General features: G+C 56.3%; 25 protein-coding genes. 17 read left to right on the top strand and 8 right to left on the bottom strand.

What is annotated here, in order from left to right; all coding sequences use genetic code 11:
• Window positions 1-401 precede the first annotated feature (401 nt).
• A complete protein-coding gene (gene putA / locus EV102420_RS13610; protein WP_042392605.1) occupies window positions 402-4,364 on the top strand; it encodes a trifunctional transcriptional regulator/proline dehydrogenase/L-glutamate gamma-semialdehyde dehydrogenase in 3,963 nt (1,320 codons plus the stop codon).
• Between the two features lie 52 nt (window positions 4,365-4,416).
• The gene (locus EV102420_RS13605) at window positions 4,417-4,812 is read left to right on the top strand and encodes a lysozyme inhibitor LprI family protein (RefSeq protein ID WP_042392603.1); all 396 of its coding nucleotides are present in this window, start codon (window positions 4,417-4,419) and stop codon (window positions 4,810-4,812) included.
• A 10-nt stretch (window positions 4,813-4,822) separates the two neighbouring features.
• Here the strand turns inward: EV102420_RS13605 and EV102420_RS13600 are convergent, their stop codons facing one another.
• The 5 genes from EV102420_RS13600 to EV102420_RS13580 all read right to left on the bottom strand — a co-directional run bounded on the left by EV102420_RS13600 (window position 4,823) and on the right by EV102420_RS13580 (window position 10,265).
• Window positions 4,823-5,740: a DMT family transporter gene (locus EV102420_RS13600; RefSeq protein ID WP_042392601.1), complete on the bottom strand. Its 918-nt coding sequence runs from the start codon at window positions 5,738-5,740 to the stop codon at window positions 4,823-4,825.
• A gap of 168 nt (window positions 5,741-5,908) precedes the next feature.
• Entirely contained in the window at window positions 5,909-6,100 is a 192-nt protein-coding gene (locus tag EV102420_RS13595; RefSeq protein ID WP_042392600.1) for a con-10 family general stress protein, read from the bottom strand.
• 320 nt (window positions 6,101-6,420) lie between these two features.
• A complete protein-coding gene (gene cadA / locus EV102420_RS13590) occupies window positions 6,421-8,562 on the bottom strand; it encodes a lysine decarboxylase (protein ID WP_042392597.1) in 2,142 nt (713 codons plus the stop codon).
• Between the two features lie 10 nt (window positions 8,563-8,572).
• Window positions 8,573-9,892 (bottom strand): putrescine-ornithine antiporter, encoded by a 1,320-nt coding sequence (gene potE, locus EV102420_RS13585; protein ID WP_042392595.1) that lies wholly within the window; start codon window positions 9,890-9,892, stop codon window positions 8,573-8,575.
• Window positions 9,893-10,025: 133 nt separating this feature from the next.
• Window positions 10,026-10,265, bottom strand: coding sequence for a helix-turn-helix domain-containing protein (locus EV102420_RS13580; RefSeq protein WP_042392593.1), 240 nt, complete (start codon window positions 10,263-10,265; stop codon window positions 10,026-10,028).
• A 119-nt stretch (window positions 10,266-10,384) separates the two neighbouring features.
• Between EV102420_RS13580 and EV102420_RS13575 the strand changes: the two genes are divergently transcribed.
• The 5 genes from EV102420_RS13575 to EV102420_RS13555 all read left to right on the top strand — a co-directional run bounded on the left by EV102420_RS13575 (window position 10,385) and on the right by EV102420_RS13555 (window position 13,902).
• On the top strand, window positions 10,385-10,978 hold the full coding sequence (locus tag EV102420_RS13575) for a helix-turn-helix domain-containing protein (protein WP_131406016.1): 594 nt from the start codon (window positions 10,385-10,387) through the stop codon (window positions 10,976-10,978).
• Between the two features lie 131 nt (window positions 10,979-11,109).
• The gene (lysS, locus tag EV102420_RS13570; RefSeq protein ID WP_042392589.1) at window positions 11,110-12,624 is read left to right on the top strand and encodes a lysine--tRNA ligase; all 1,515 of its coding nucleotides are present in this window, start codon (window positions 11,110-11,112) and stop codon (window positions 12,622-12,624) included.
• Window positions 12,625-12,657: 33 nt separating this feature from the next.
• The gene (locus EV102420_RS13565; protein ID WP_042392587.1) at window positions 12,658-12,912 is read left to right on the top strand and encodes a hypothetical protein; all 255 of its coding nucleotides are present in this window, start codon (window positions 12,658-12,660) and stop codon (window positions 12,910-12,912) included.
• A 146-nt stretch (window positions 12,913-13,058) separates the two neighbouring features.
• Complete coding sequence (gene wrbA, locus EV102420_RS13560; protein ID WP_042392586.1) at window positions 13,059-13,655, top strand: NAD(P)H:quinone oxidoreductase; 597 nt, start codon at window positions 13,059-13,061, stop codon at window positions 13,653-13,655.
• Window positions 13,656-13,674: 19 nt separating this feature from the next.
• Window positions 13,675-13,902, top strand: coding sequence for a YccJ family protein (locus EV102420_RS13555; protein WP_042392585.1), 228 nt, complete (start codon window positions 13,675-13,677; stop codon window positions 13,900-13,902).
• Between the two features lie 42 nt (window positions 13,903-13,944).
• Here EV102420_RS13555 and EV102420_RS13550 read toward each other — a convergent pair whose 3' ends face one another.
• Entirely contained in the window at window positions 13,945-14,472 is a 528-nt protein-coding gene (locus EV102420_RS13550) for a hypothetical protein (protein ID WP_042392582.1), read from the bottom strand.
• Window positions 14,473-14,627: 155 nt separating this feature from the next.
• Between EV102420_RS13550 and EV102420_RS13545 the strand changes: the two genes are divergently transcribed.
• From EV102420_RS13545 to EV102420_RS13510, 8 genes are all read left to right on the top strand, one after another.
• On the top strand, window positions 14,628-14,867 hold the full coding sequence (locus tag EV102420_RS13545; protein ID WP_042392580.1) for a DinI family protein: 240 nt from the start codon (window positions 14,628-14,630) through the stop codon (window positions 14,865-14,867).
• A gap of 138 nt (window positions 14,868-15,005) precedes the next feature.
• The gene (locus tag EV102420_RS13540) at window positions 15,006-15,335 is read left to right on the top strand and encodes a lysozyme inhibitor LprI family protein (RefSeq protein WP_042392578.1); all 330 of its coding nucleotides are present in this window, start codon (window positions 15,006-15,008) and stop codon (window positions 15,333-15,335) included.
• A 186-nt stretch (window positions 15,336-15,521) separates the two neighbouring features.
• On the top strand, window positions 15,522-15,773 hold the full coding sequence (locus tag EV102420_RS13535; RefSeq protein WP_255211681.1) for a late histone H1: 252 nt from the start codon (window positions 15,522-15,524) through the stop codon (window positions 15,771-15,773).
• A gap of 63 nt (window positions 15,774-15,836) precedes the next feature.
• Window positions 15,837-16,097 (top strand): PerC family transcriptional regulator, encoded by a 261-nt coding sequence (locus EV102420_RS13530; protein WP_072015261.1) that lies wholly within the window; start codon window positions 15,837-15,839, stop codon window positions 16,095-16,097.
• 164 nt (window positions 16,098-16,261) lie between these two features.
• Entirely contained in the window at window positions 16,262-17,203 is a 942-nt protein-coding gene (locus EV102420_RS13525; protein ID WP_042392572.1) for a D-ribose ABC transporter substrate-binding protein, read from the top strand.
• A gap of 12 nt (window positions 17,204-17,215) precedes the next feature.
• Window positions 17,216-17,824 (top strand): DUF2291 family protein, encoded by a 609-nt coding sequence (locus EV102420_RS13520; protein ID WP_042392570.1) that lies wholly within the window; start codon window positions 17,216-17,218, stop codon window positions 17,822-17,824.
• The gene (locus tag EV102420_RS13515) at window positions 17,824-19,350 is read left to right on the top strand and encodes a sugar ABC transporter ATP-binding protein (protein ID WP_172462255.1); all 1,527 of its coding nucleotides are present in this window, start codon (window positions 17,824-17,826) and stop codon (window positions 19,348-19,350) included. The genes EV102420_RS13520 and EV102420_RS13515 overlap by 1 nt, the downstream gene beginning before the upstream one ends.
• 1 nt (window position 19,351) lies before the next feature.
• Entirely contained in the window at window positions 19,352-20,440 is a 1,089-nt protein-coding gene (locus EV102420_RS13510) for an ABC transporter permease (protein ID WP_042392568.1), read from the top strand.
• A gap of 42 nt (window positions 20,441-20,482) precedes the next feature.
• Here the strand turns inward: EV102420_RS13510 and EV102420_RS13505 are convergent, their stop codons facing one another.
• Window positions 20,483-21,433 carry a sugar-binding transcriptional regulator gene (locus EV102420_RS13505; RefSeq protein WP_042392636.1) on the bottom strand — a complete coding sequence of 317 codons (951 nt, stop codon included), beginning with the start codon at window positions 21,431-21,433 and terminating at the stop codon, window positions 20,483-20,485.
• A 220-nt stretch (window positions 21,434-21,653) separates the two neighbouring features.
• Between EV102420_RS13505 and EV102420_RS13500 the strand changes: the two genes are divergently transcribed.
• Window positions 21,654-23,072 carry an L-fucose/L-arabinose isomerase family protein gene (locus EV102420_RS13500; protein ID WP_042392566.1) on the top strand — a complete coding sequence of 473 codons (1,419 nt, stop codon included), beginning with the start codon at window positions 21,654-21,656 and terminating at the stop codon, window positions 23,070-23,072.
• A 78-nt stretch (window positions 23,073-23,150) separates the two neighbouring features.
• On the opposite strand, the gene zigA is transcribed toward EV102420_RS13500, so the two are convergent.
• Entirely contained in the window at window positions 23,151-24,374 is a 1,224-nt protein-coding gene (zigA, locus tag EV102420_RS13495; protein ID WP_042392564.1) for a zinc metallochaperone GTPase ZigA, read from the bottom strand.
• A 166-nt stretch (window positions 24,375-24,540) separates the two neighbouring features.
• Here zigA and EV102420_RS13490 point away from each other — a divergent pair, with 166 nt between their 5' ends.
• Entirely contained in the window at window positions 24,541-25,023 is a 483-nt protein-coding gene (locus EV102420_RS13490; protein ID WP_042392563.1) for a MarR family winged helix-turn-helix transcriptional regulator, read from the top strand.
• Window positions 25,024-25,043 lie beyond the last annotated feature (20 nt).

Genomic DNA, 25,043 nt, shown 5'->3' with positions numbered 1-25,043 from the left:
CTTCGTCAGCAAACGTCATATCTGCTGCCTTGACCTTTTCCGGAACGGGGAAAAGGTATCGTTGTTGTATTGGGCGACCGTATCCTGCCGGAAGCGATTTCTAACCACAATCGATTTAACATGGCATTCACATGAATTACATCCCAGTTACGATACCATTTTCTAATAGGTTGCACTCGCTCACGCTTTGCAAGGTAACACCGTGCAAAAGTGTTAAGCACCGCATGGTTCCTGGGTTTTAAGAGTGCTAGCGCTAATTCTGAGAGCGGGATCGCCTTTAACAATCCATTCATTTTTCAGCTTGTTGACCGCGTCACAATTAACATGGTTGCACAAAGTTGCAACATGGTAGATATTCCTCGCTAACGAGTAGAGTGACGATAATAACGAGGAGTAGATGCATGGGTAGCACCACGATGGGGGTTAAGCTTGATGACGCCACGCGGGAACGTATTAAACAGGCCGCGACGCAGATCGATCGCACGCCGCACTGGCTGATTAAGCAGGCCATCTTTAACTATCTTGAGCGCGTAGAGAGCGGTGACGCGCTGCCGGAGCTACCGGGCCAGACCAACGGTACAGAGAGCGAGCACGCCGACGCCAGCGTACCGAAAGACGAGCCGCATCAGCCCTTCCTGGAATTTGCCGAGCAGATCCTGCCTCAGTCGGTGAGCCGTGCGGCCATCACCGCCGCCTGGCGACGTGCGGAAACCGACGCCGTGCCGATGCTGCTGGAGCAGGCGCGCCTGCCGGAGCCGGTTGGCGAGCGGGCGCAAAAGCTGGCCTACCGCCTGGCAGAAAAGCTGCGTAACCAGAAAACCGCCACCGGCCGTGCAGGGATGGTGCAGAGCCTGCTACAGGAGTTCTCCCTCTCCTCCCAGGAGGGTGTGGCCCTGATGTGCCTGGCCGAAGCGCTGCTGCGTATTCCGGACAAGGCCACCCGTGACGCGCTGATCCGTGACAAAATCAGCAACGGCAACTGGCAGTCGCACATCGGACGTAGCCCCTCACTGTTTGTTAACGCCGCGACTTGGGGCCTGCTGTTTACCGGCCGCCTGGTCTCTACCCATAATGAAGCCAGCCTCTCGCGCTCGCTGAACCGCATCATCGGCAAGAGCGGCGAGCCGCTGATCCGCAAAGGCGTCGACATGGCGATGCGTCTGATGGGCGAACAGTTTGTTACCGGTGAAACCATTGCCGAAGCGCTGGCGAATGCCCGCAAGCTGGAGGAGAAAGGGTTCCGCTACTCCTACGATATGCTGGGCGAGGCGGCGCTGACCGCTACGGATGCGCAGGCCTACATGGTCTCCTATCAGCAGGCAATCCACGCCATTGGCAAAGCCTCCAACGGCCGCGGCATCTATGAAGGTCCGGGCATCTCCATCAAGCTGTCGGCGCTGCATCCGCGCTACAGCCGGGCGCAGTATGAGCGGGTGATGAGCGAGCTCTATCCGCGCCTGAAGTCCTTAACCCTGCTGGCGCGCCAGTACGATATCGGGATCAACATTGACGCTGAAGAGGCGGATCGGCTGGAGATCTCCCTCGATCTGCTGGAAAAACTCTGCTTCGATCCGGATCTGGCGGGCTGGAACGGCATCGGCTTCGTGATCCAGGCCTATATGAAGCGCTGCCCGTTTGTCATTGACTACCTCACCGATCTCGCCTCCCGCAGCCGTCGCCGCCTGATGATCCGTCTGGTGAAAGGGGCCTACTGGGATAGCGAAATCAAACGCGCCCAGGTTGAGGGGCTGGAGGGCTACCCGGTCTATACCCGCAAGGTCTACACCGACGTCTCCTATATCGCCTGCGCGAAAAAGCTGCTCAGCGTACCGAATCTGATCTACCCGCAGTTTGCGACCCACAACGCCCACACCCTGGCTGCCATCTACCAGCTTGCCGGGGAGAACTACTATCCGGGCCAGTATGAGTTCCAGTGCCTGCACGGCATGGGCGAGCCGCTCTATGAGCAGGTGGTGGGTAATATTGCCGACGGCAAGCTGAACCGCCCCTGCCGTATCTATGCCCCGGTCGGCACCCATGAGACGCTGCTGGCTTACCTGGTCCGCCGCCTGCTGGAGAACGGCGCGAACACCTCCTTTGTTAACCGCATCGCCGACACCACCCTGCCTCTTGACGAGCTGGTGGCCGATCCGGTGAGCGCCGTTGAAAAACTGGCGGCTCAGGAGGGTCAGATTGGCCTGCCGCATCCGAAGATCCCCCTGCCGGTGGATCTCTATGGCGAAGGCCGGGTTAACGCCGCCGGGCTGGATCTGGCGAACGAGCACCGTCTGGCGTCGCTCTCCTCTGCCCTGCTTAACAGCGCACTGCATACCTGGCAGGCCGGGCCGCTGCTGGAGCAGCCGGTAGAGGACGGCGAGATGGTTGCCGTGATCAACCCAGCCGAGCCGAAAGATATTGTCGGCTACGCGCGGGAAGCGACCTCTGCGGAAGTAGAGCAGGCGCTGGAGAGCGCGGTAAATACCGGCCCTATCTGGTTTGCCACCCCTCCTCAGGAGCGCGCCGCCATTCTGGAACGTGCCGCCATGCTGATGGAGGATCAGACCCAGCAGCTGATCGGTATTCTGGTGCGTGAAGCGGGTAAAACCTTTAGCAACGCCATTTCCGAGGTACGCGAAGCGGTGGACTTCCTGCGCTACTACGCGGGCCAGGTGCGAGACGATTTCGACAATGAGACCCACCGCCCGCTGGGCCCGGTGGTCTGTATTAGCCCATGGAACTTCCCGCTGGCCATCTTTACCGGACAGGTTGCCGCAGCCCTGGCGGCAGGTAACAGCGTGCTGGCGAAGCCGGCAGAGCAGACGCCGCTGATTGCCGCCCAGAGCGTGGCCCTGCTGCGGGAAGCGGGCGTGCCTGCCGGCGTGGTTCAGCTCCTGCCAGGCCGGGGCGAAACCGTTGGCGCACAGCTGACCGCCGACAACCGCGTGCGCGGCGTGATGTTTACCGGCTCGACCGAGGTCGCGACCCTGCTGCAACGCAGCATTGCGCCGCGCCTTGACGCACAGGGTCGTCCGACCCCGCTGATCGCTGAAACCGGCGGTATGAATGCAATGATCGTTGACTCCTCGGCGCTGACCGAGCAGGTGGTGGTCGATGTCATGGCCTCGGCGTTTGACAGCGCGGGCCAGCGCTGCTCGGCGCTGCGTCTGCTCTGCCTGCAGGAGGATATCGCCGACCATACGCTGAAAATGCTGCGTGGCGCGATGGCAGAGAGCCGAATGGGTAACCCAGGCCGCCTGTCGACGGATATCGGCCCGGTGATCGACGCCGAGGCGAAAAATGCCATCGAGCGCCATATTCAGGCAATGCGGGCGAAAGGCCGTCCGGTGTTCCAGGCGGTGCGGGAAAACAGCGAGGATGCGAAAGAGTGGCAGACCGGCACCTTCGTTGCGCCAACGCTGATCGAACTGGACAGCATCGACGAGCTGAAAAAAGAGGTCTTCGGTCCGGTGCTGCACGTGATGCGCTTCAGCCGCAGCCAGCTGGATGAGACCATCCGCCAGATTAACGCCTCCGGCTACGGTTTGACCCTCGGGGTGCATACCCGTATCGACGAAACCATTGCTCAGGTTACCGGCAACGCCTACGTGGGCAACCTCTACGTCAACCGCAACATGGTGGGTGCGGTCGTCGGCGTCCAGCCGTTTGGCGGAGAGGGGCTCTCAGGCACCGGGCCTAAAGCGGGCGGGCCGCTCTATCTCTACCGTCTGCTGGCAAGCCGACCACAAAATGCGCTGGGTGTTACCCTGGCACGCCATGACGCGGTGCGTCCGGTGGATGCCCGACTGCGCAGCGTGCTGGCCCAGCCGCTGGAGGCGCTGAGCGCCTGGGCGACCAGCCGCCCTGAGCTGGTGGAACTCTGCCAGCAGTTTGGCGAACAGGCGCAGAGCGGTACCCAGCGCCTGCTGCCTGGCCCGACCGGCGAGCGCAACACCTGGACGCTGCTGCCGCGTGATAGCGTGCTCTGCATGGCGGACAACGAGCAGGATGCGCTGGTGCAGCTGGCGGCAGTGCTGGCGGTAGGCAGCAAGGTATTGTGGCCGGAAGATGGGCTGCATCGCGATCTGGCGAAGCAGCTGCCGCCTGCGGTGGCAGAGCGCATCGCCTTTGCCAAGCCGGATACGCTGCTGGCTCAAGCGTTTGACGCGGTGATCTACCACGGTGATTCTGACCAGCTGCGGGCGATCTGCGAGCAGGTTGCCGCCCGCGATGGGGCGATCGTTTCGGTGCAGGGCTTTGCCCGGGGCGAAACGGCGATCGTGCTGGAGCGTCTCTACCTGGAGCGCTCCCTGAGTGTCAACACCGCGGCAGCAGGTGGCAACGCCAGCCTGATGACAATCGGCTAAGGCTATGATAATAAGGCTCCGGTAACGGGGCCTTATTTTTTGCGGAGACAATATGAAACATTTACTTATTGCAGGCGTGGCTTTGCTGCTGAGCACCGGCGCGCTGGCGGACGAGTGTGACAATGCCAGCACCCAGTCCGATCTAAACAGCTGTACCGCGCAGCAGTATCAGGCCGCGGATAAAAAGCTCAATGAGACGTATCAGGCCGCCATGCAGCGTGCGGCGGCACCCCAGCGCGAGCTGTTGAAGAAGGCACAGCAGATGTGGATTAGCGTGCGCGATGCCGACTGCGCGTTGATCGCCTCCGGTACCGAAGGGGGAAGCGTGCAGCCGATGATCCATAACCAGTGTCTGCACGATAAAACCGCCGAACGCGAAGCCTTTTTGGCCTCGCTGATGCAGTGCGAAGAGGGCGATCTCAGCTGCCCCCTGCCGCCTACGAACTGACCGCGTAATGCTACTCTTCGTTTAACGACGCCGTCGCCGACGGCGCTTTTTTTCTGCTGAGCTTAAGCTCGCTCACCAGCACCCCAAGCACAATCAGCGCCCCGCCAAACAGGGCCAGCAGCGGCAAACGCTCCCCTGCCAGACGCCCAAAAATACCCGCCCACACCGGTTCGCCGGTATAGATCACCGTTGCCCGGGTCGGGGATACGCTGCGCTGTGCCCAGTTCATGGTGACCTGAATAATCGCACTGAAGATACCCAGCCCGGCGGCCACCAGCAGCAGCGCAGGTGAGAATGACGGCACCGATTCGCCCGCCGGACCTGCGGCGGCAAAGGCCACCACCGAGGCGGTGGCGAGCTGAATGACGGTGACCCGCCGGATATCCACCTTGCCCGCCCAGGCGCTGATGAGAATAATTTCAGCGGCAATGGCTACCGCGCTGACCAGGGTGATCCACTCCCCCTCCCCCATCGCCAGCATATTACCCTCCGGCCCTGCCAGCAGGACCAGCCCGGCAAAGGCCAGAGCGATACCTACGCAGGACATTAACCCCGGCAGCCTGCCGAGGCAAAGCCACTGCAATAGCGGCACCAGCGGAACATACATTGCGGTAATAAAAGCGGACTTGCTGCTGGAGATGGTTTGCAGTCCCCAGGTTTGCAGGCCATAGCCGAAGGCGATTGAGACGCCGATTGCTACCCCGGCCTTGACCTCAAGCCAGGTGATGCCGCGCAGCACCTTAAGGGAGAGCAGCGCCACCGCGATAGCTGCCGTGGCAAAGCGCAGACCGACAAAAAAGAGTGGGCCGCTCAGGGTCACCGCGTACTGAACGGCCAAAAACGTGCCGCCCCAGAACATGGTGATGAGGATCAGAAGTGCCTCTTGCGGCTTAACAGAGAATTTATAGCGAGAGAAAAACGGGGTCATTTTACCACCAGCCCAGGACGAAGCCCCGTAGTGTGCGATGGTAGAGAAGGCAGTTCAACGGCTTAGCTGAAAAAAGGCATAAAAAAACCGTCGGGCGAACCCGACGGCGGGACAAACGTAAGAGAGGTCATACTATTAACTTATCTTACGCTGCGATGGTACTGGCATCTAGCGGTTACCGCCGCCGCCTTGGCCGCCACCACCATGGCTACTTTTGCCCCCTTTTTTGCCAGCTTCGGATGCGCGCTCAGGGTCGTTTTTGAAGTTACCCCCGCTGTGCTGGCCACCTTTACGACCTGCTTCTGATGCTTTTTCACGATCTTCTGCGAAGTTACCAGAACCACCACGATGTTCTGCCATTTCTGACCTCCAGAATCAATACATTAGACATCATACTGCATTCAGTAAAAGAGAATTCTTTCACCTCACGGCGTATAAAGAGTAGATATTTCGTCGCCGCGTAAAAATAAGCTTAGTGCAACCCGCATTGACGGCCAGCGGACAGTAATATTCTGCAACAGGATATCAGGCAAAAGTAGGGTTTACGCACCCTTCAATTCATAAGTCTTTCTTATCTCTTGCGAAATGAAGCTGACCAAAAGTGTGTCAATTTGCTACAGTTTGTGAGCTCGCTGGCGTCGGCGGGCTTCAGGCCCGCCGTTCACCAGGTACACACAACGTTAGTGATTATTTTTCAATACTTTAATGGTATATCTGCCATCTGCTTTGCGATACGCGCCATGGATATCGGTCTCAAATCCAGGATAGTGTGAGCCGATCTCGCAGAGCATCTGAATAAACTCCAGCACCGGACGGTTATCTTCCGTTAGCATTTCGCCCGGCATAACCAGCGGCACGCCCGGCGGATAGGGCAGGATCATATTGGCATTGACGCGGCCAATCATCTCATCGATATAGACCTCCTCGATGTCACCGTTAATCTCTTTCTGCCACGCCGCCCACGGGTTCATCACCATTTTTGGTAAGGTCTCAAAGGCGCGGTACATCAGCTCAGGCAGATTATGCTTACCGATCACCTCGTGCATTCCCTGGGCCAGCTCCTGAATACGCATCTCCTTATAGAACTCAGGATCGAGGGCATAGAGCGCTGGCATCATCTCTTTAATACGCTGGTTACTGTCGTACTCACGTTTGAAGTCTGTCAGGGCGCGCAGCAGGCTCAACGCCTTGGTTTCATCAATACCGATGCTGAACAGGAACAGCAGATTGTAGGGGCCGGTCTTCTCAACCACGATACCGTGATAGTCGAGGTACTTCGAGACGATCCATGCTGGAATACCGCGCTCCGTCATTTCGCCCTGCTTATCCATTCCCGGCGTTAACAGCGTCACCTTCACCGGATCCAGATGCATATGGTTGTCATCAATGTTCCTGAAGCCGTGCCAGCCATCCTCCCCTTTCAGCGGCCAGCACTCGGTGGTGCTGATATCCTCTGGCTGCCAGACATCAAAGAACCAACCGTCGCTCTCGGCGCGAAGCTTTTTGATCTCCTGACGGAAAGAGATAGCGCGATCGATAGCGTCCTGCATCAGCCGTTTACCCGCGCTCCCTTCCATCATCGCCGCCGCGGTCTCAATGGAGGCGACGATACCGTAGTGAGGCGACGTGGAGGTGTGCATCATAAAGGATTCGTTAAACGTCTCCTCGTTAAAGTCACCTTTAATATGGATCATGGACGCCTGAGAGAATGCCGCCAGCAACTTATGGGTCGACTGCGTTTCATAGATCACCTTGCCCTCAGTGCGCTCGCCGCTCATGCCGCACAGCCCTTTGTAGATAGGGTTGAAATTGGTATAGGGCACCCAGGCGGAATCAAAGTGGATCGATTTCACCTCAAGGTTTTGCTTAATATAGTCGGTGTTATACAGCAGGCCGTCGTAGGTGGAGTTGGTGATCACCGCGTGCACCGGCCAGCTTGCCCCTGGCGTAGCGTCAACCTTCTGCTGGATCGCCCTACGTGAAAACTCGCTCTGCGGAATGCCCCCTAAAATGCCGAAGGCGTTACGGGTAGGCCGCAGGTAGATCGGCGTGACGTCGCTCATCATCAGCAGATGCGTCAGGGATTTATGGCAGTTACGATCGATCAGCACCGTGCTTTTCACTGGCGCGGAGTACATGCCGACGATTTTATTGGCCGTAGAGGTGCCGTTGGTCACCATATAGCTACGTTCGGCGTTAAAGGTGCGGGCGATATACTCCTCTGCTTCTTTATGCGGACCGGAGTGATCCAGCAGCGAGCCTAGCTCCGTCACCGATACCGAGATATCTGACTTCATGGTGTTGGCACCAAAGAAGTCGTAAAACAGGCTACCCACCGGACTCTTCTGGAACGCGGTTCCCGACATATGGCCGGGTGTACAAAAAGTGTATTTTCCGGCGTTCACATAGTTAAACAGCGCCTTCGTCAGCGGCGGCAGAATTTTATCGTAGTAGGCTTCCGTCACCTGCTGAATTTTATTGGCAATATCGCAGGCCACATCGAGGGCATACTCAAAAAAGTGAATGTTGGCCTCTAAGTCACGCAGCGTCAGATCGAGCGCGCTGTTTTTATTGGCAAACATATACATCGGAAGCCGATCGTTGAGCGCGCTGATCTGCTGGGTCAGACTGAGGTTGTAGCTATCCCAGTCAATGACAACGCCACAGATTTTGGCGTTATTGTTAATGAGCCCCAGCAGATCGTCGGCATCCTCGGGATAGAGAATACGGAAATCCATGGCACCTAAGCGCTGGCCCAGCTCCTGCAGTGCGGTCTCTTTAAAAATAACGCCAGGATGATTCATTATTGCTATGGTTTTCATCTTAATATCCTTATTTATTAATTACTGTGTGTTTATCTTGCTTATCAATAAAAATTCCCCAGAATGACCAGCCCGCAAAGGTAGTGAGCGCGCCGAGCATCATCGCCTCTTCGCCAGATGCATAGAGGGCATAGAAGCTGTAGACGGTGCCAATCAGGGCGGTACAGGCATTGATTCGGAACTGGGACTTAGTGACCCCGGCCAGGCGCTGCATGGGAATAAGCGCTGCCATTGAGAGCACGTAGGGAATAAGGTTGGTAATGACCGCCAGATTAACCAGGCTGTTAAACTGTTTATTCAGAGAGGGGCTAATGGTCATTAGCGCCAGCAGGGTCTGGATGATGCCAAGAACAATCATGCCAACCACGGGTGCGTCGGCTTTTGTCACGCGGGAGAAAATACGCGGGAAATAGCCGATATCCGCCGATGATTTAAAGACGCGGCCGACGGTAAACTGCCACCCCAACAGGGAACCGATACAGGCCAGGGTCATCAGCAGCATCACCACTTTACCCACGAAGGGGGTAAACATACTGGCGTAAGCGAGGCCAAACGGTGCGGTGGAGTTCAGCAGGTCGGCATTAGGAACAATGCCGGAGATGACGTTGGTCGACAGGATATAAATGACGGCGCAGGCCAGGGTCCCGCCGAATACGGCAATAGGGACATTCTTTTGTGGGTTCTCAACCGCGTCCATGTTGGCGCAGGCAGATTCCAGTCCGAGGAATGCCCATAGCGTCATGGAAATAGAGGTAGAGACCGCAGAGAAGAAGCTGCTGTGGTTAGGGTTCCAGGCGCTGATATAGAGCGAGGGCTTAAACCAGAACCAGCCAAAGATGCTCAGGCCGACCACAGGAATAATCACGCCCCAGACGGTCACGGAGCCAATGCGCCCGGTGATCTTTGCCCCGCCAAAGTTACAGATGGTGGTCACCCATATCACGCCGATGGTGGCCACGCACGCACCCACCGGCGAGAGTACGACGCCGAAGAAATCGCTGCCGTAACCCACTGCAGAGATAGCAATCGCGATATTGGCAATTAACAGGCTAATCGCATAGGTATAGTTAGAAATAAAATTTCCGGACTGACCAAATGCATATTCTGCGTAACCACCCATGCCGCCGCTTTTCTGACTAAACAGGCCACACTTAGAGAAAGCGTAGGCCAGCGCCAGCGATCCTAATGCCGTGACCAACCACGACAGAATAGATATTGTTCCTACCTCAGCTAATTTCGTCGGCAGCATAATAATTCCCGAACCCATCATATTAACCGCGGTTAATACAGTGAGCTGGAGTACACCCATTTTATTTCCAGGCTGACTCATAATGCCCTCTTACAGATATAAAAATAGATTGGCAGTAATCGTTAATTACTGTCCTGTTGATAATGCGTCTGTGTTACTGCACGGTATGATTAACGGCACGGCGGAGTTGACTTTCCGCCAGCGAGTGCCTCTGTTAGTGCGTATCCTTCTGCTTGGCGTAACGGCTGGGCCAGATCTGCGCAGGATCGACACCAATGGCGTCGGCAATAATGCGTTCTGCTTTTGGATAGGCGCGTGAGAGCACGTTTTTTAAGGTGTCCGGTTTGAGACCGGCTTGAATCGACAGTTCACGTATCGAGTAGCCGCGCTTGTGAAGCGCGGCAACAATGTCGATACGACACCAGTCCGTCTGCGTGGCTTCAACTTTACTCATAATTCATCTAACCTCTTCTTCAACCCTATGGGATAATCCCGAACGTTAATCACCAGGTGATAACGTGGTAGTATCATTGATCTCTTTTGAGATGAATAAAAGCGTTATCTGAAGAATTTGTGATTCTAAACTCGTTTTGTGATCTCTATGAAGATCAGACTACCTACACCGTCGCGGATGGACTAAAAATGGAAGGCGAAGAGACAATTTCATACCGTACAGCCGGGCAGGAGACGCTGGCGGACAGGCTAAGACTGCTGATTGGTCACCGTAGCACCCGGGCGGCGGCCGAAGAGTGGCAGCTTCCCTACTCCACGCTGAATAACTACATCAGCCGAGGAACCGATCCTTCATTTAACGTGGCAATAAAAATTGCGGAACGGGAGAACGTCTCCCTGGAGTGGCTGGCCTACGGCGGCGCTGACCGTAACTCGCGGAAATTACAAGAGACCGAGGCGAAATGGCATACCACGCCCAAGCCGGTAGACGATCCGCTGCAGTTTGCCTGGTCGATGGTCTACTCGTCGCTGGATGATAGCGAGCGTGAGGCGCTGCTGCGCGTGATTCATAAAGAGGGTGTGCAGGGGATCATGAGCCATGCCGAAGTCTTTGGCCCGCTGGCCCGACAAATCGCCTCGCTCTCCACCACTGAAAAGGCTCGGTTTATGCAGGAAGCGATGGCGATTATCGATAAGATCAAGCGCGACGCCTGAACAGGCGTTTATTAGCGCTTCGCGTAACCCCAATTAAGATCATTTTGATCTCATTTTAGAGAAAAACGCTTGCTTTTACTGGCTGCCTGGCCGTAGATTGTTGTGAAATCAGCGATACACAAGGAGCGGCTATGAGCGAAGAGAGAGCAGTGTTTGAGCACGCGTTAACGGGTGAGCGGGAAGTGCGTCGTGAGAAGCTGGCGCAGCTACGCGAAGAGGGGATCGCTTTCCCAAACGATTTTCGCCGGAACAGGACCGCAGACGCGCTGTATGCGCGCTATGCAGAGTGGGATACCGCGACGCTACAGGCCGAAAATATTCAGGTCGCCATTGCCGGGCGCGTAATGTCACGCCGTATTATGGGCAAAGCAGCCTTCCTGGTGTTGCAGGACTGCGGCGGTAAGATTCAGATCTATGCCGCCCAAACCTCTCTGGGGGAGGAGCCGTATCAGCAGCACATTCGACGCTGCGATCTGGGCGATATCATTGGCGTCGAAGGTACGCTGTTTAAAACCCAAACCGGCGAGCTGACCCTGCACGCCACGCGGATCGTCCCCCTCACCAAAGCGCTACGGCCGCTCCCCGATAAGTTTCATGGTCTGGCGGATCGTGAGATGCGCTATCGCCAGCGCTATGTAGACCTCATCGTCAACGATAGCACGCGTCAAACCTTTGTTACGCGTTCAAACATTCTCAGCGCCATTCGCGCCTTCATGCAGGCCCGTGGCTTCCTGGAAGTAGAGACGCCAATGATGCAGGCCATTCCCGGCGGCGCATCGGCAAGACCGTTTATGACCCACCATAACGCCCTTGACCAGCAGATGTACCTGCGTATTTCACCAGAGCTCTATCTTAAAAGGCTAGTGGTCGGCGGCTTCGAGAAAGTATTCGAGATCAACCGCAATTTCCGCAACGAGGGCATATCCGTCCGCCATAACCCTGAATTCACTATGATGGAGATGTACGAGGCCTATGCCGACTACAACGACCTGATTACCTTTACCGAATCGCTCTTCCGGCACGTTGCCCAGACGGTGCTAGGCACGACGACCGTGCAGTACGGCGACTGGACGTTTGATTTTGGCCGGCCCTTTGACCGCCTGACCATGACCGAGGCGATCCTCCGCTACGGGGAAGACATTGTCTCTGCGGATTTGGCAACGCCGGACGCGGCGCTGCGTCTCGCCGAGCGCCTGGGGATTGAGATTGAGGCGGGCTGGGGACATGGCCGTGTCATTACCGAACTCTTCGATGCGGTCGCCGAAAAGCACCTTATTCAGCCTACGTTTATTACCGAGTACCCGGCAGAGGTCTCCCCGCTGGCGCGGAGAAACGATACCAATCCGGAGATCACCGATCGCTTTGAGTTTTTCATTGGCGGCAGAGAGATTGGCAACGGCTTCTCCGAGCTTAATGATGCGGAAGATCAGGCCAAGCGCTTTAGAGAGCAGGCAATGGCGAAAGAGGCCGGGGATGACGAAGCGATGTTTTATGATGAGGACTATGTGACGGCGCTTGAGTACGGGTTACCTCCCACCGCCGGGTTAGGTATTGGTATCGATCGCATGGTGATGCTATTTACTAATGCCCCCTCTATTCGCGATGTGATCCTTTTCCCGGCGCTGCGTCCGGTTAAACAGCCATAAATCATCAAAAATAGATCCAACAGGAGGAGTGAATTGTGCAGCATTATTATCCACTACAACGTCAATACCGGCTGCCTGTGTACGCTTAATGAAAAAGGAGAATTTACGCTCGCCACCACGTTAACGGGTTGCAAAGTATTATCTGGCGATCTCCTTAACAGTAATATGGAGTGTTACGGCCAGACGACGGTGTATAATTTATCAGCAAACCTCTCACTGGAAATCGATATTAAATATCGCACCCGCTCAGAAGTGCATGCGGTAAATTTGTTACAGAAAATGACATAATAAATTCCCCGTTTTCTCTGCCTTCCGGGATTAGTTTGCCGCTGTGGCATGCTAATCCCGTTGCAAAATAAGCGCGATCCGATTTGCACTCTCAGCCTGACGGCATATCTTTAACTATACCCTGATGGCAACCTAGGAGTGAAAAGATGGCAAAGGTTCTGGTTCTTTATTATTCCATGTACGGGCACATTGAAACCCTGGCGCACGCCGTGGCTGAAGGCGCAGGAAAGGTGGAAGGCGTTGAGGTAGTGGTTAAGCGCGTACCAGAAACCATGCCGCAAGAGCTGTTCGAGAAATCAGGCGGTAAGGCACAGACGGCCCCGGTCGCCACTCCACAGGAGCTGGCTGAGTACGACGCCATTATCGTGGGTACGCCGACGCGGTTCGGCAACATGTCCGGTCAGATGCGCACCTTCTTTGACCAGACTGGCGGCCTGTGGGCGTCCGGTGCTCTCTATGGCAAGGTTGCCAGCGTATTCAGCTCTACCGGTACAGGTGGCGGTCAGGAGCACACAATTACCTCGACATGGACTACGCTTGCACATCATGGGATGGTGATTGTGCCGATTGGCTATGGCACAAAAGAGCTGTTCGATATCTCTGAAGTTCGCGGCGGTACGCCATACGGCGCGACGACCATTGCGGGTGGCGACGGTTCCCGTCAGCCCAGTGAAGAAGAGCTGGCTATTGCCCGCTATCAGGGCGAGTACGTGGCTGGCCTGGCCGTTAAGTTAAAAGGTTAACCCTAACAGGAGAAGTAAGATGCCAAATCAGGAAGCAAAAGCTCATCACGTCGGCGAATGGGCAAGTATCCGCAATACTTCGCCGGAAATTGCCGAAGCCATTTTTGAAGTTGCCAACTACGACGAGAAGCTGGCAGAACAGATCTGGGAAGAGGGAAATGACGAAGTGCTGATCCGTGCCTTCAAGAAAACCGATGCAGATTCACTCTTCTGGGGTGAACAAACCATCGAGCGTAAAAACGTTTAAGTCCCTCGCCTCCCCTGCCTGTGCAGGGGAGCATTTATCTTTCTACCAGCCTAATGCCGTTCTGATTTGTTGCCGATAGCGCGTATCAATCTGTTCCGGTACCTGTTGAATATAGTTTTTCGCATGTTCTCCCTCTTCTCCCGTCAGACCACGCAGATAAGCGATAGCCGCTTCCGGCGTCGGCACTTTACCCTCAATGTTATCAATGCGTGCCGGCAGCGCCGTCCAGATAATGGCATCGATGCCGCGCGCGCGTGCCCAGTCGGCGAGCAGCCCTGTGGTCTGAGAAGAGAGCGTCAACGACCCCACGCCGTCCACGCGCTCCTCTGGGATCCCCTCCCGCTCGCGCAGCGCCTGGCACGCCTCGCTAAGAGAGTGGGTCGCCAACGTCGCCCAGAGCACCGGAACAGGCGTTGCGTTAATGCAGATGGCGGTAGCCAGTTCACCGCCGTCGCTGACGCGCGAAAACTCAATGGGCAGCTCAGGGCCATCAGCGTGCCACTCACCCGCCACCGGCAGCGCGCCGGACTTCCAGACCAGCGATCCCCACCCCAGACAAACAATTTTCATCGATATTGCTCCTGTATATGCTTACACCCCACACTAAAGCTTTAACTATGAACATGATAAAGCGCAACCCGGAAGCGACGTATTTTGCTTTACCTTGGCTGGCAAGCCTTCTATAGTAACGCCTGTATATATAACCAGGCTTCGAGGGTAGATGTGTGTTTGTTGAATTAGTGTATGACAAGCGAAACGTGGCCGGGCTGCCGGGCGCGCGTGAAATTATCCTGGACGAGCTGACGCGTCGGGTTCACCGCATCTTCCCGGACGCCGAGGTACGCGTCAAACCTATGCAGGCCAACGGGCTAAACAGCGACGCCAGTAAAAGCGACAGAGAGAAACTGAACCGCATGCTGGAAGAGATGTTTGACGAAGCCGACATGTGGCTGGTAGCAGAATAAAAACCGCTTCGGCGGTTTTTTTATATATGTCATACTTAAGTGTATAGTCCCATTTTAAATATTCACCATCACAATAATATAAACTTAACTTATTAATCAGCTTCCATCCATCATTCTGAACAGCGGGAAGAAACAGAGATGAAAAAGAGAGTCATGATCTTCGCCCTTTTTATTTCCTTTACCAGCAGCGCCGCCAGCTTCGACTGCACAAAAGCAAAGTCAGCAGATGAAAAGGCGGTGTGTGCTAACCTGGCGCTCAACGACAAAGATGTTGAGATGACAACGACATACCGCCTTCTACGTGGCCTGTTTGCCATGGGTGTACAGGGTGATATGCAGGATGCCCAGCGGGCGTGGCTTAACACTCGGCGGCAGTGTGGCGGCGATATTACCTGTTTGACTAACGCCTATAATAGCCGTTTACAGCAGCTCAACGCGATGTATCGCACTATTAATAAGCCCCTTTAAGTACACTTTCTTTTAATACCTTCCAGAAAAGTAACAGTATTAAAAAGTGCTGGCACATTGTTACTCGTTGAAATTAATTAGCCCGACTATCGGATGCTATATCCCTGTATTATTGCTGCCGCAAGGAAATGCAGCACAGCCTGGCTGTGCTTTATCGAAATAAGTCTTTTAACAAAAGGTATTATGATGAAAAAGTTAGCTACGATGCTGGGTGTCTGTACATTGCTGGTCTGCGGCGCGGCCAGCGCAGCGAACGGTCAGGTTGTGGCAAATGCCAAATCCGCCTGCCAGGATAACCCAACCCAGTGCTCTCAGGCAAAATCAGACGCTAAAGCTACTGCGCAAAAGCAGGCCCAGGCGGCGAAAGATGCCTGTGCTAACAATCAGACCGCTTGCGATAACGCGAAAGCCAACGTCAAAAACGCGGCTAAACGTTAAGCCCCTCTTCACGCGGCGGGTTTTACCTGCCGCGCTTTCTTACTGATTTAACGGCTATCAACCATGTCCGAAACAGAATCATCGACCATAACCGAAGCTATGCTGCTGAACGACGGCATTGCCGAAGCGCTTGAGCGTGCAGGCCTCTGGCGTCGAGCGGCCACCCGCTGGCTGCTTATTTTCGATCGCGTCGAGACAGACCGCGCACGGGAGCGGATTGCTCTGCGCCGGGAAGCTTGCCTACGAATGGCAAGCAGCACTGCAGGAAGTGAAGGCGGTGAAAAATGCCATAAGCGCCTCCGTATGCTGCTGGCAACAAAGTAGAGCCGTACTCTCCTCCGGCTTTCTGCTGTTCACGCTTTAGACCGTGATCCTTTTCTCCTTTTAAGAAATTACCTGCGCAAACCGTAGACAGTTTAACAACTCGGCCTTATCGTTAACATGAATAATAAATCATTATTGAATAAATATTCAATGTGGAGAAAACGATGAACGCTACCTTTGTTAAATCCGTACTGCTCGCTTCTATGATCGCCGCTTCCGGTTCGCTGTTTGCTGCTGATAACGGACTGATTGCTATCATTACCCCTTCCCACGATAACCCCTTCTTTAAAGCAGAGGCCGACGGCGCGGCGGCGAAAGCCAAAGAGTTGGGCTACACCACCCTTGTCGCCTCGCATGACGATGACGTAAACAAACAAAACCAGCTGATCGAGACCGCCATCGCCCGCAAGGCGAAAGCAATTATTCTCGATAACGCCGGGGCGGATGCCACCGTCGGGCCGCTGGAGAAAGCCAAAGCCGCAGGCGTTCCGACCTTCTTGATCGATCGCGAAATTAACAAAACCGGCATCGCCGTGGCGCAGATCGTCTCTAACAACTATCAGGGCGCGCAGCTGGGTGCCGAGAAGTTCGCCAAGCTGCTGGATGGCAAAGGCACCTACGTCGAGCTGCTGGGTCGCCAGTCGGATACCAACGCCAGCGTCCGCTCCCAGGGATACCACGACATTCTGGACGACTATCCGGACATGAAGATGGTGGCGCAGCAGACCGCTAACTGGAGCCAGACCGAAGCCTTTAACCGTATGGAAGCTATTCTGCAAACCAACCCGAACATCGCCGGCGTGATCTCCGGTAACGACACCATGGCGTTAGGGGCCGAGGCCGCGCTGAAGGCCGCCGGTAAGACGAATGTTATCGTCGTTGGCTTTGATGGCAGCGACTACACCCGCGACTCCATTATTAACAAAGGCAATATCAAAGCCACCGTTCTGCAACCGGGCTGGGAGCAGGCCCAGATGGCCGTTGTACAGGCAGACTACTTCCTGAAAAACGGCAAAGCGCAGAAAGACGAAAAACAGCTGATGGATTGCGTCCTGATCGATGAGTCAAACGCTAAAAAACTCAACATGTTTAAACTCAGCGAGTAAGGCGGAGGCGCTATGGGCGTAAAACAATGGGGTGTCGCGCTGATAGGGTGCACCACCCTGTTGCTGACGGCCTGCACGGTGGTGGATCTGGATGAAAACGGCAAGCCAATCATGCCTGTCGATCCAAATGCGAAACAGAATTTCGACAATCTGACCCCGCAGCAGATCGCGCAACAGACCTGGCAATCCCGCGTTATGGATGCCGCTAACCAACACGCGCTGGATGCCAGCGCGTTTGCCAGCCAGCTAAAAGCCACCAGCGGCGCACCCAGGAGTGTTTTTGTTCGCCTGACCAGCCAGGTGACCGCCGTCGACGTCAGCAACGCGCGCGAGCAGAAGCTGACGTTCACGGTCGACAACCAGCCGCTGACAATCCAGCTTGGGCCGGTGATGCGCGGCAACGCCATTCGCGATGCTACCGGCTTTAAGTTTGAAGACTTTACTAACCAGGTTCAGTTCGCTCAGCTCTCTCGCGCCTATAACCGCGAAGCCGCGAAGCATCTGCCGAAGATTGACGCCAGCTGGAGCGGTAAACCGGCCACCGTGCTGTTTGCCGTGACGCTGGCCAACGGCAAAGCCCAGGACGCCGCCGCGCTGGATGTCAAACAGGAGGCCCCGTAATGAGCGTTACCCCGGTGGATGACATTATCCTGCGCACGCGCGGTATCTCGATGCTCTTTCCCGGCACCGTGGCGCTGGATAACGTTGACTATAACGTCTGGCGCGGCAAGGTTAACGTCATTATTGGCGAGAACGGGGCCGGTAAATCGACGCTGATGAAGATCCTGGCTGGCGTCCAGCAGCCTAGCCTTGGCGAGATCCTGCTTAACGGCGAGCCGGTGCACTTCCCAAGCACCCGCGCGGCGGCGGCCCACGGGATCGGCATGGTGCATCAGGAGCTAAACCTGTTTGAAAACCTTAACGTGGCCGAGAATATTTTTCTTGGCCGCGAGCTGCAAAAAGGGGTCGCCCCCATCAATGAGGGCGAGCAGGAGCGCCGCGCCGCCGAGCTGCTGCAGCGCCTCGACCAGCCCATCTCCCCGCGTGAGCTGGTGGGTAACCTCAAGGTCGGCCAGCAGCAGCTGATAGAGATCGCCAAAGCGCTGGCGGAGGATGCCGATATTCTGATCCTCGACGAACCCACCTCGGCGCTGAGTAAAACCGAAGTGGAGATCCTGTTTCGCGTGATCCGTGAGCTAACCCGCCAGGGGGTGACGATTATCTATATTTCGCACCGTCTGGAGGAGCTGATGGCTATCGGCGACGTCATTACCATCCTGCGCGACGGCAAGTTCCAGGCGGAAGCCAGGGTAAAAGATATCGACGTGCCGTGGATCGTCCGCGAGATGCTCGGTAGCGATCCGGTAAGTAACTTTCTCGACGCGGGTCGCACCTTTGGGCCGCCGCTGCTGGAGGCGGAGCACATTACCTGCGTTAACGCCGCGGGCAATACGGTGGTTAACGACGTCAGCTTTAAGGTACATGCCGGAGAGATCGTCGGTATTTATGGCCTGATGGGAGCCGGACGCACCGAGCTATTCGAGTGCCTGCTGGGCACCGAGCGTAACTACTTCGGCAAGCTGTGGCTCGACAGCAAGCCGGTGCCCCAGCGGCTGGCGACCGCCGACCGCATTCGGATGGGGATGAGCCTGGTGCCGGAAGACCGCAAGCGGACCGGGATCTTCCCTATCTCCTCGGTGGCGAGCAACCTGACCATCGCCAGCCTCTGGCGACGCCTGCAGCGCGGGCTCACGATTGCCAGCAAAGAGGAGGATGCCGTTGTGGCGGGCACCATCGGCGATCTGTCGATCAAGGTCTCCTCCCCGGAGGTCGAGATCCAGGCCCTCAGCGGTGGCAATCAGCAGAAGGTGGTGATTGGCCGATCGCTGCTGACCAATCCCAAAGTGCTGTTTCTTGATGAGCCGACGCGGGGCATTGACGTTGGTGCTAAGGCGGACGTGTTTCGCATGATGGTGCAGCTCTCGCAGCAGGGTATCGCGGTGGTCTTCTCCACCTCGGATTTAAAAGAAATTATGGCGGTTTCCGACCGTATTCTGGTGATGTCCGGCGGCAAACTCACCGCCGATATCGTTCGCGATCGGGCCGAAGAATCAGCGCTGGTCACAGCAAGTGCTCAGGGGTTTTAAGATGAAAACAGTCCAGTCGGCTACGTTAACGCCGCGCGGTGCAGCATCGCTGTCCCGCGAGAACATCCTGCTTATTCTGTTGAAGCTACGCACCTTTATCGCCCTTTTTCTTATCGTCGGCTTCTTCACGGTGATGGTGCCAGGGTTCCTGTCGGCAGGCAGCATGGTGATCATGATCAAGCATATCGCCATCAACGCGTTTCTGGCGCTGGGGATCACCTTCGTGATTATCACCGCCGGGATCGACCTCTCTATCGGCGCGACGCTGGGCCTGTGCGGGATGATTGCCGGGTGGATGATCACCAAAGGCATCGTGCTGCCGATGTTTGGTATCGCCATCTTTCCTAGTGTCTGGGTGATCGTCCCCGTGGTGCTGCTGATCGGTGCGCTGATCGGCGCGGCCAACGGCTGGATCATCACCCGCTACAACGTCGCGCCCTTTATCTGCACCCTTGGCACCATGTACGTCCTGCGCGGGGCGGCCATGCTGACCTCCGATGGGCAGACCTTCCCTGGGCTGTCCGGGAACCCGCTGCTGGGCAACACCGGCTTTGATGAGATTGGGGCCGGAACGCTGTTCGGCATTCCATGGGCGATCTGGATGATGATCGTGCTGGCGCTGATTATCGCCTACGTCGCCCGCCGCCTGCCCTTTGGCCGCCACGTCTATGCCATTGGCGATAACGAGCGCGCCGCCGAGCTCTCCGGCGTTAAGGTCAAGCAGGTTAAGATCCTGGTCTATATGCTCTCCGGCCTGTGCGCGGCGATTGCCGGGATCGTGGTTTCCGCGCAGCTGGTGGCCAGCCATCCGGCCAACGGCACCGCCTTTGAAATGAACGCTATCGCGGCGGTTGTACTTGGCGGTACCTCGCTGGCGGGCGGGCGCGGCACCATTCTCGGCACGCTGATCGGCGCGTTCGTGATCGGCTTCCTTGCCGATGGCCTGGTGATGATGGGCGTCAGTGAATTTTGGCAGATGGTGATTAAAGGCATCGTGATTATCGTGGCGGTCATCATCGACCAGATGCAGAACCGTATGCAGCAGAAAGCCGCCGTAGTGGCGCAGAAAGCGGTGATGGAGGGCAAGTAGCCCTGCGCCTCTTCCCGGGCGTCACTGCCCGGGATAAGCGGGTTACTTTTTCATCAGGCTGCGGGCGGTGGCGAAGTCGGTAATTAACACGTCGATATAGTTTCCCTCCAGCGCCCCGCGAATGGCGTTGCTTTTTTCCAGTCCTCCCGCCAGGGCGATAACATGCTGGCAGGCACGCATCTGCTCCAGCTCCATGCCGATAACCGGATCCTCCTCCTGGCTCAGCACCGGATTGCCGGCGGCGTCGTAGTAGTGCAGGCAGATATCCCCCACCGCCCCGCGCTCAGCCAGCAGGGTCAGCATCTCTTCGTTGTAGTAGTTGCCTGAGTTTTTTAACAGCTGGGACGGCTCCAGCTCGCCGATGCCAACGATGGCGACGTCCACCTCGTCAAATTTTGCCACCGCCGCCGCCACGTCCGGACTGTTCACCAGCCGGGCGCGCTCCTCCACCGAGTGCTCGATGCTCTGGGAGGGCAGCAGCCACGCTGGGCAGCCCAGGTGCGCTGCCAGCTGCTGAGTAAGGATGGTCGCCTGCACGTTGCCGTTGGGGCCGACGCCGCCCAGCAGCTGGATCACCCCCGCCGCGCGGATATTCTGCGGGTGCATCTCGTCCACCATGCAACGAATGGTGCTGCTCCAGGAGGAGATGCCTACCAGATCCTCCGGCCGCAGGCGCGTTTCAACATAGTGCGCCGCCGCGCTGCCGATGGCATGTTTGAGCTGCCCGTTGCTGGCGTTCTCGCCGATATCCACCACGATGGCCTGGCGAATGCCAAAGCGCTCTTCAATGGCCTTCTCCAGCTCGACGAAAATATTGGTCGGTTGGACGACGGTGATCTTAACCAGACCCTCTTTCTGGCAGCGCGTCAGCGCGCGTGAGACAAAAGATTGTGACAGGTGCAGCAGCGAGGCAATTTCAGACTGCTTTTTGTTTTCGCTGTAATAGAGCGTGGCGATCTTCACCAGCAAGCGTTGTTCATCCTGCTTCGACATAGCGTTCCCCTTGATTTTCTGTCCGTTATTTTTATGCATACCTGAATAGATAACAAGCACGCCTTGCTTTCGCCTGCTGAACCAACTGTGATCGTTTTCTCCTTTCTCAGAAAATAGGCTGTGCGCGTGATGACAAAGGGAAAAGTAGCGCATATCTTACACTAATGAATAATAAATCATAAATGAATATATATTCAAGTCGATGACTGGAGAGAGAGCAATGTCCCGAATTCCGCAGAATCTGACCATGGGCGTTATTATTGGTAACCGTGGATTTTTCCCCAGCTACCTGGTGGCTGAAGCGCGCGAGCAGGCCACGGCGCTCTTTGCCCGCCTGGGCATCAACACCATTATGCTTGATGATACGCAGACCGAGCTGGGCGGGGTTGAAACTCGTCAGGATGCGAAGATCTGCGCCGAGCTGTTTCGCACCCACCGGGATGAGATCCACGGCGTGGTGGTGCTGCTGCCTAACTTCGGCGATGAGAAAGCGGTAGCCGAGACCCTGCGGCTGTCGGGCCTCAACGTGCCGGTGCTGATCCAGGCCGAAGAGGATAACCTCGATAAAATGGGACTCGCCACCCGCCGGGACAGCTTCTGCGGCAAGATCTCCCTGTGCAACAACATGCGCCAGTACGGCATCCCGTTTACGTTAACCACTCAGCACGTCTGCGCCCTCAGCGGCGAAGTATTTGAAAAAGATCTCCGTCGCTTCGAGCAGATCTGTCGCGTGGTAAGCAGCATGCGCGGCGTGCGCGTTGGGGCTATCGGCGCACGCCCGGCGGGATTCAACACCGTACGCTACAGCGAGAAGCTGCTTGAGCGGCTGGGCATCGCCGTGGAGACGCTGGATCTCTCCGAGGTCTTTACCCGCGTTAAGCAGCTGCGCGATGACGATATCCGCGTCGATGAGAAGCGTCGCCTGCTGCTCGACAACGCCGACGCCAGCGGCATCCCGGCGGATAAAATTGTCACCATGGCGAAGCTGTTCGTGGTCATCAGTGAGTGGGTGATTGCCAACGATATCGATACCACTGCCATCCAATGCTGGACCTCGTTGCAGGAGAACCTGGGTATCAACGTCTGCTCGATCATGAGCATCATGTCGGGACAGCTGATGCCCAGCGCCTGCGAGGTGGATGTCATGGGGGCGCTGTCGATGTACGCCCTCGCCAGCAGCAACATGAGCCCCGCCTCTATTGCCGACTGGAATAATAATTTTGGCGACGATCGCGACAAATGCGTCCTATTCCACTGCGGCAACTTCGCCTCGGCCAGCCTTGAGGATCCGCATATGGGCACTGCGGATATCATCGGCACCACGGTTGGGAAGGAGAACACCTGCGGGGCGGTGCATGGTCGCCTAAAGAGTGGCAATCTGACCTACTTCCGCCTGAGCACGGACGATCTCACCGGTGAGATTAAAGCTTACGTTGGCGAAGGTCAGTCGGTGGACGATCCGCTGGATACCGTCGGCTGCCGGGCGGTGATTCAGGTTCCGCATCTGGAGAATCTGCTGGCGTGGATCTGCCGTAACGGTTTCGAGCATCACGTCGCCATGAACCACTCCGCCAGCGCCGAGATTTTACAGGAGGCCTTCACCCGCTACCTCGGGGTCAGCACCTATCTGCACCGGTAGGGTGATGAGTTATGCCGGGCGGCGCTGCGCTTGCCCGGCCTACGACCCGAAGAAATTTATAGGCAAAAAAGGTGGAGTTTACTCCTCAAACCACGGGTCAATGGGATCGTCATAGAGAGTCCACCGCTGCGGACCTTCAGCCATCTCCCGATCCGTTAGCAGGGCCGCATCCAGCTGCGCCCGGAGCCGCGCCTCGTCCATCTCCATGCCAATAAACACCAGCTCTTGTCGGGCATCGCCGACCTCTTCCAACCAGTTAGCCATAATAAACTGCAACGACTCCTCATCTTCTGGCCAGCGCTCCCGAGGGATGCTTGCCCACCAGCTTCCGGCTAGCCCCTGACGCGCCACGCCCCCCGCATGGGACCACGAGCCGGCAAACTCTGGTCGGCTGGCCAGCCAGAAGTAGCCTTTCGAGCGCACCACGCCTGCGAGTTCATTCTCCATCACCTGTGCGAAGCGGGCCGGATGAAAAGGCCGACGGGCGCGATAGGCAAAGCTGGTGATGCCATACTCTTCGGTCTCCGGGGTATGCTCCCCGCGCAGCTCTTTGAGCCAGCCCGGCGACTGGGCGGCTTTAGCAAAATCAAACAGGCTGGTATTTAACACCTCCTTGAGAGGCACCTGACCGAATTGCGCGGTTATCACTTTCGCTCCCGGGTTCAGGGAGTGCAACATGCCCAGCAGCCTGTGCTGCTGCTCGTCGTTAATCAGATCGATCTTGTTAATCACCAGCACATCACAAAACTCCACCTGCTCGATCAGCAGATCCACTACACTACGCGTATCCTCCTCCCCTAACGACTCACCCCGGGAGTGGATGCTCTCTTCAGAGCCGTAGTCGTTAAGAAAATTAAACGCATCGATAACGGTAACCATAGTATCGAGGCGCGCAACGTCCGCGAGGCTTCGCCCCTCATCGTCGGCAAAGGTAAAGGTTTCCGCCACCGGCAGCGGCTCTGCGATACCGGTGGACTCGATCACCAGCTGGTCAAACCGCCCTTCTCGCGCCAGGCGGTTCACCTCAACCAGCAGATCCTCCCGCAGCGTGCAGCAAATACAGCCGTTACTCATCTCCACCAGTTTTTCGTCGGTGCGTGACAGCTCGGCTCCACCCTCTCTGACCAGCGCGGCATCGATATTGACCTCGGACATATCATTGACGATCACCGCGACGCGCCTGCTCTCCCGATTATTCAGGATATGGTTAAGCAGTGTGGTTTTTCCTGCGCCTAAAAAACCGGACAGTACGGTGACCGGTAATCTTTTTTCTTCGCCTGTTTGAATGCGTGTTTCTGCCATTTTGCTCACCCTGCGTTATTTTTTGTATGTTATAACATAACAATTAAGAGCGACAAAGAGGATATTAAATTGACATCAATTGTATTTAGATCAATATTTACATCCATGTAACGAGACGGTTAGCTTGCTGTTTCTAAACCGAACTCTGACTGAAAATAGTGACGAGATGGAACACGATAAAATCGAGGCCTGTGGCATGCCGCCGCAGAGCGAAGCACCTGTAACAGTGGATCAGTTCCTCTGTTTCGCCCTCTACTCTGCATCTCTGGCCATGACCAAGCTCTACCAGTCGCGGCTTAAACCTCTGGGGCTGACCTACCCGCAGTATCTGGTTCTGCTGGCGCTATGGGAAAAGGATAACGTGACGGTCTCTGAGATTGGTGCGCGCGTGCAGCTCGACTCCGGTACCCTGAGCCAACTGCTGAAGCGGCTTGAAGAGTCGGGATTGATTAGCAGACGGCGTGACGTGGGCCGCGATGAGCGCAAGGTTCTGATCTCGCTCACCGAGCAGGGAGAGGCGTTAAAGATCCGCGCTGCCGGCGTCCCGGCAGATATGATTTCCGTGATGGATACGCCCATTGAAGAGCTATCTGACCTGACGGTGAGGGTAGCTGCGCTGCGGCAGAAATTGATTAACGCCATCCCTTAAGGACAGGTCGGAGTAAACGT

It is taken from the genome of Pseudescherichia vulneris NBRC 102420, from assembly GCF_000759795.1.
Taxonomy (GTDB): Bacteria; Pseudomonadota; Gammaproteobacteria; order Enterobacterales; family Enterobacteriaceae; genus Pseudescherichia; species Pseudescherichia vulneris.
This window is presented reverse-complemented; position numbering and strand designations above follow the sequence as displayed.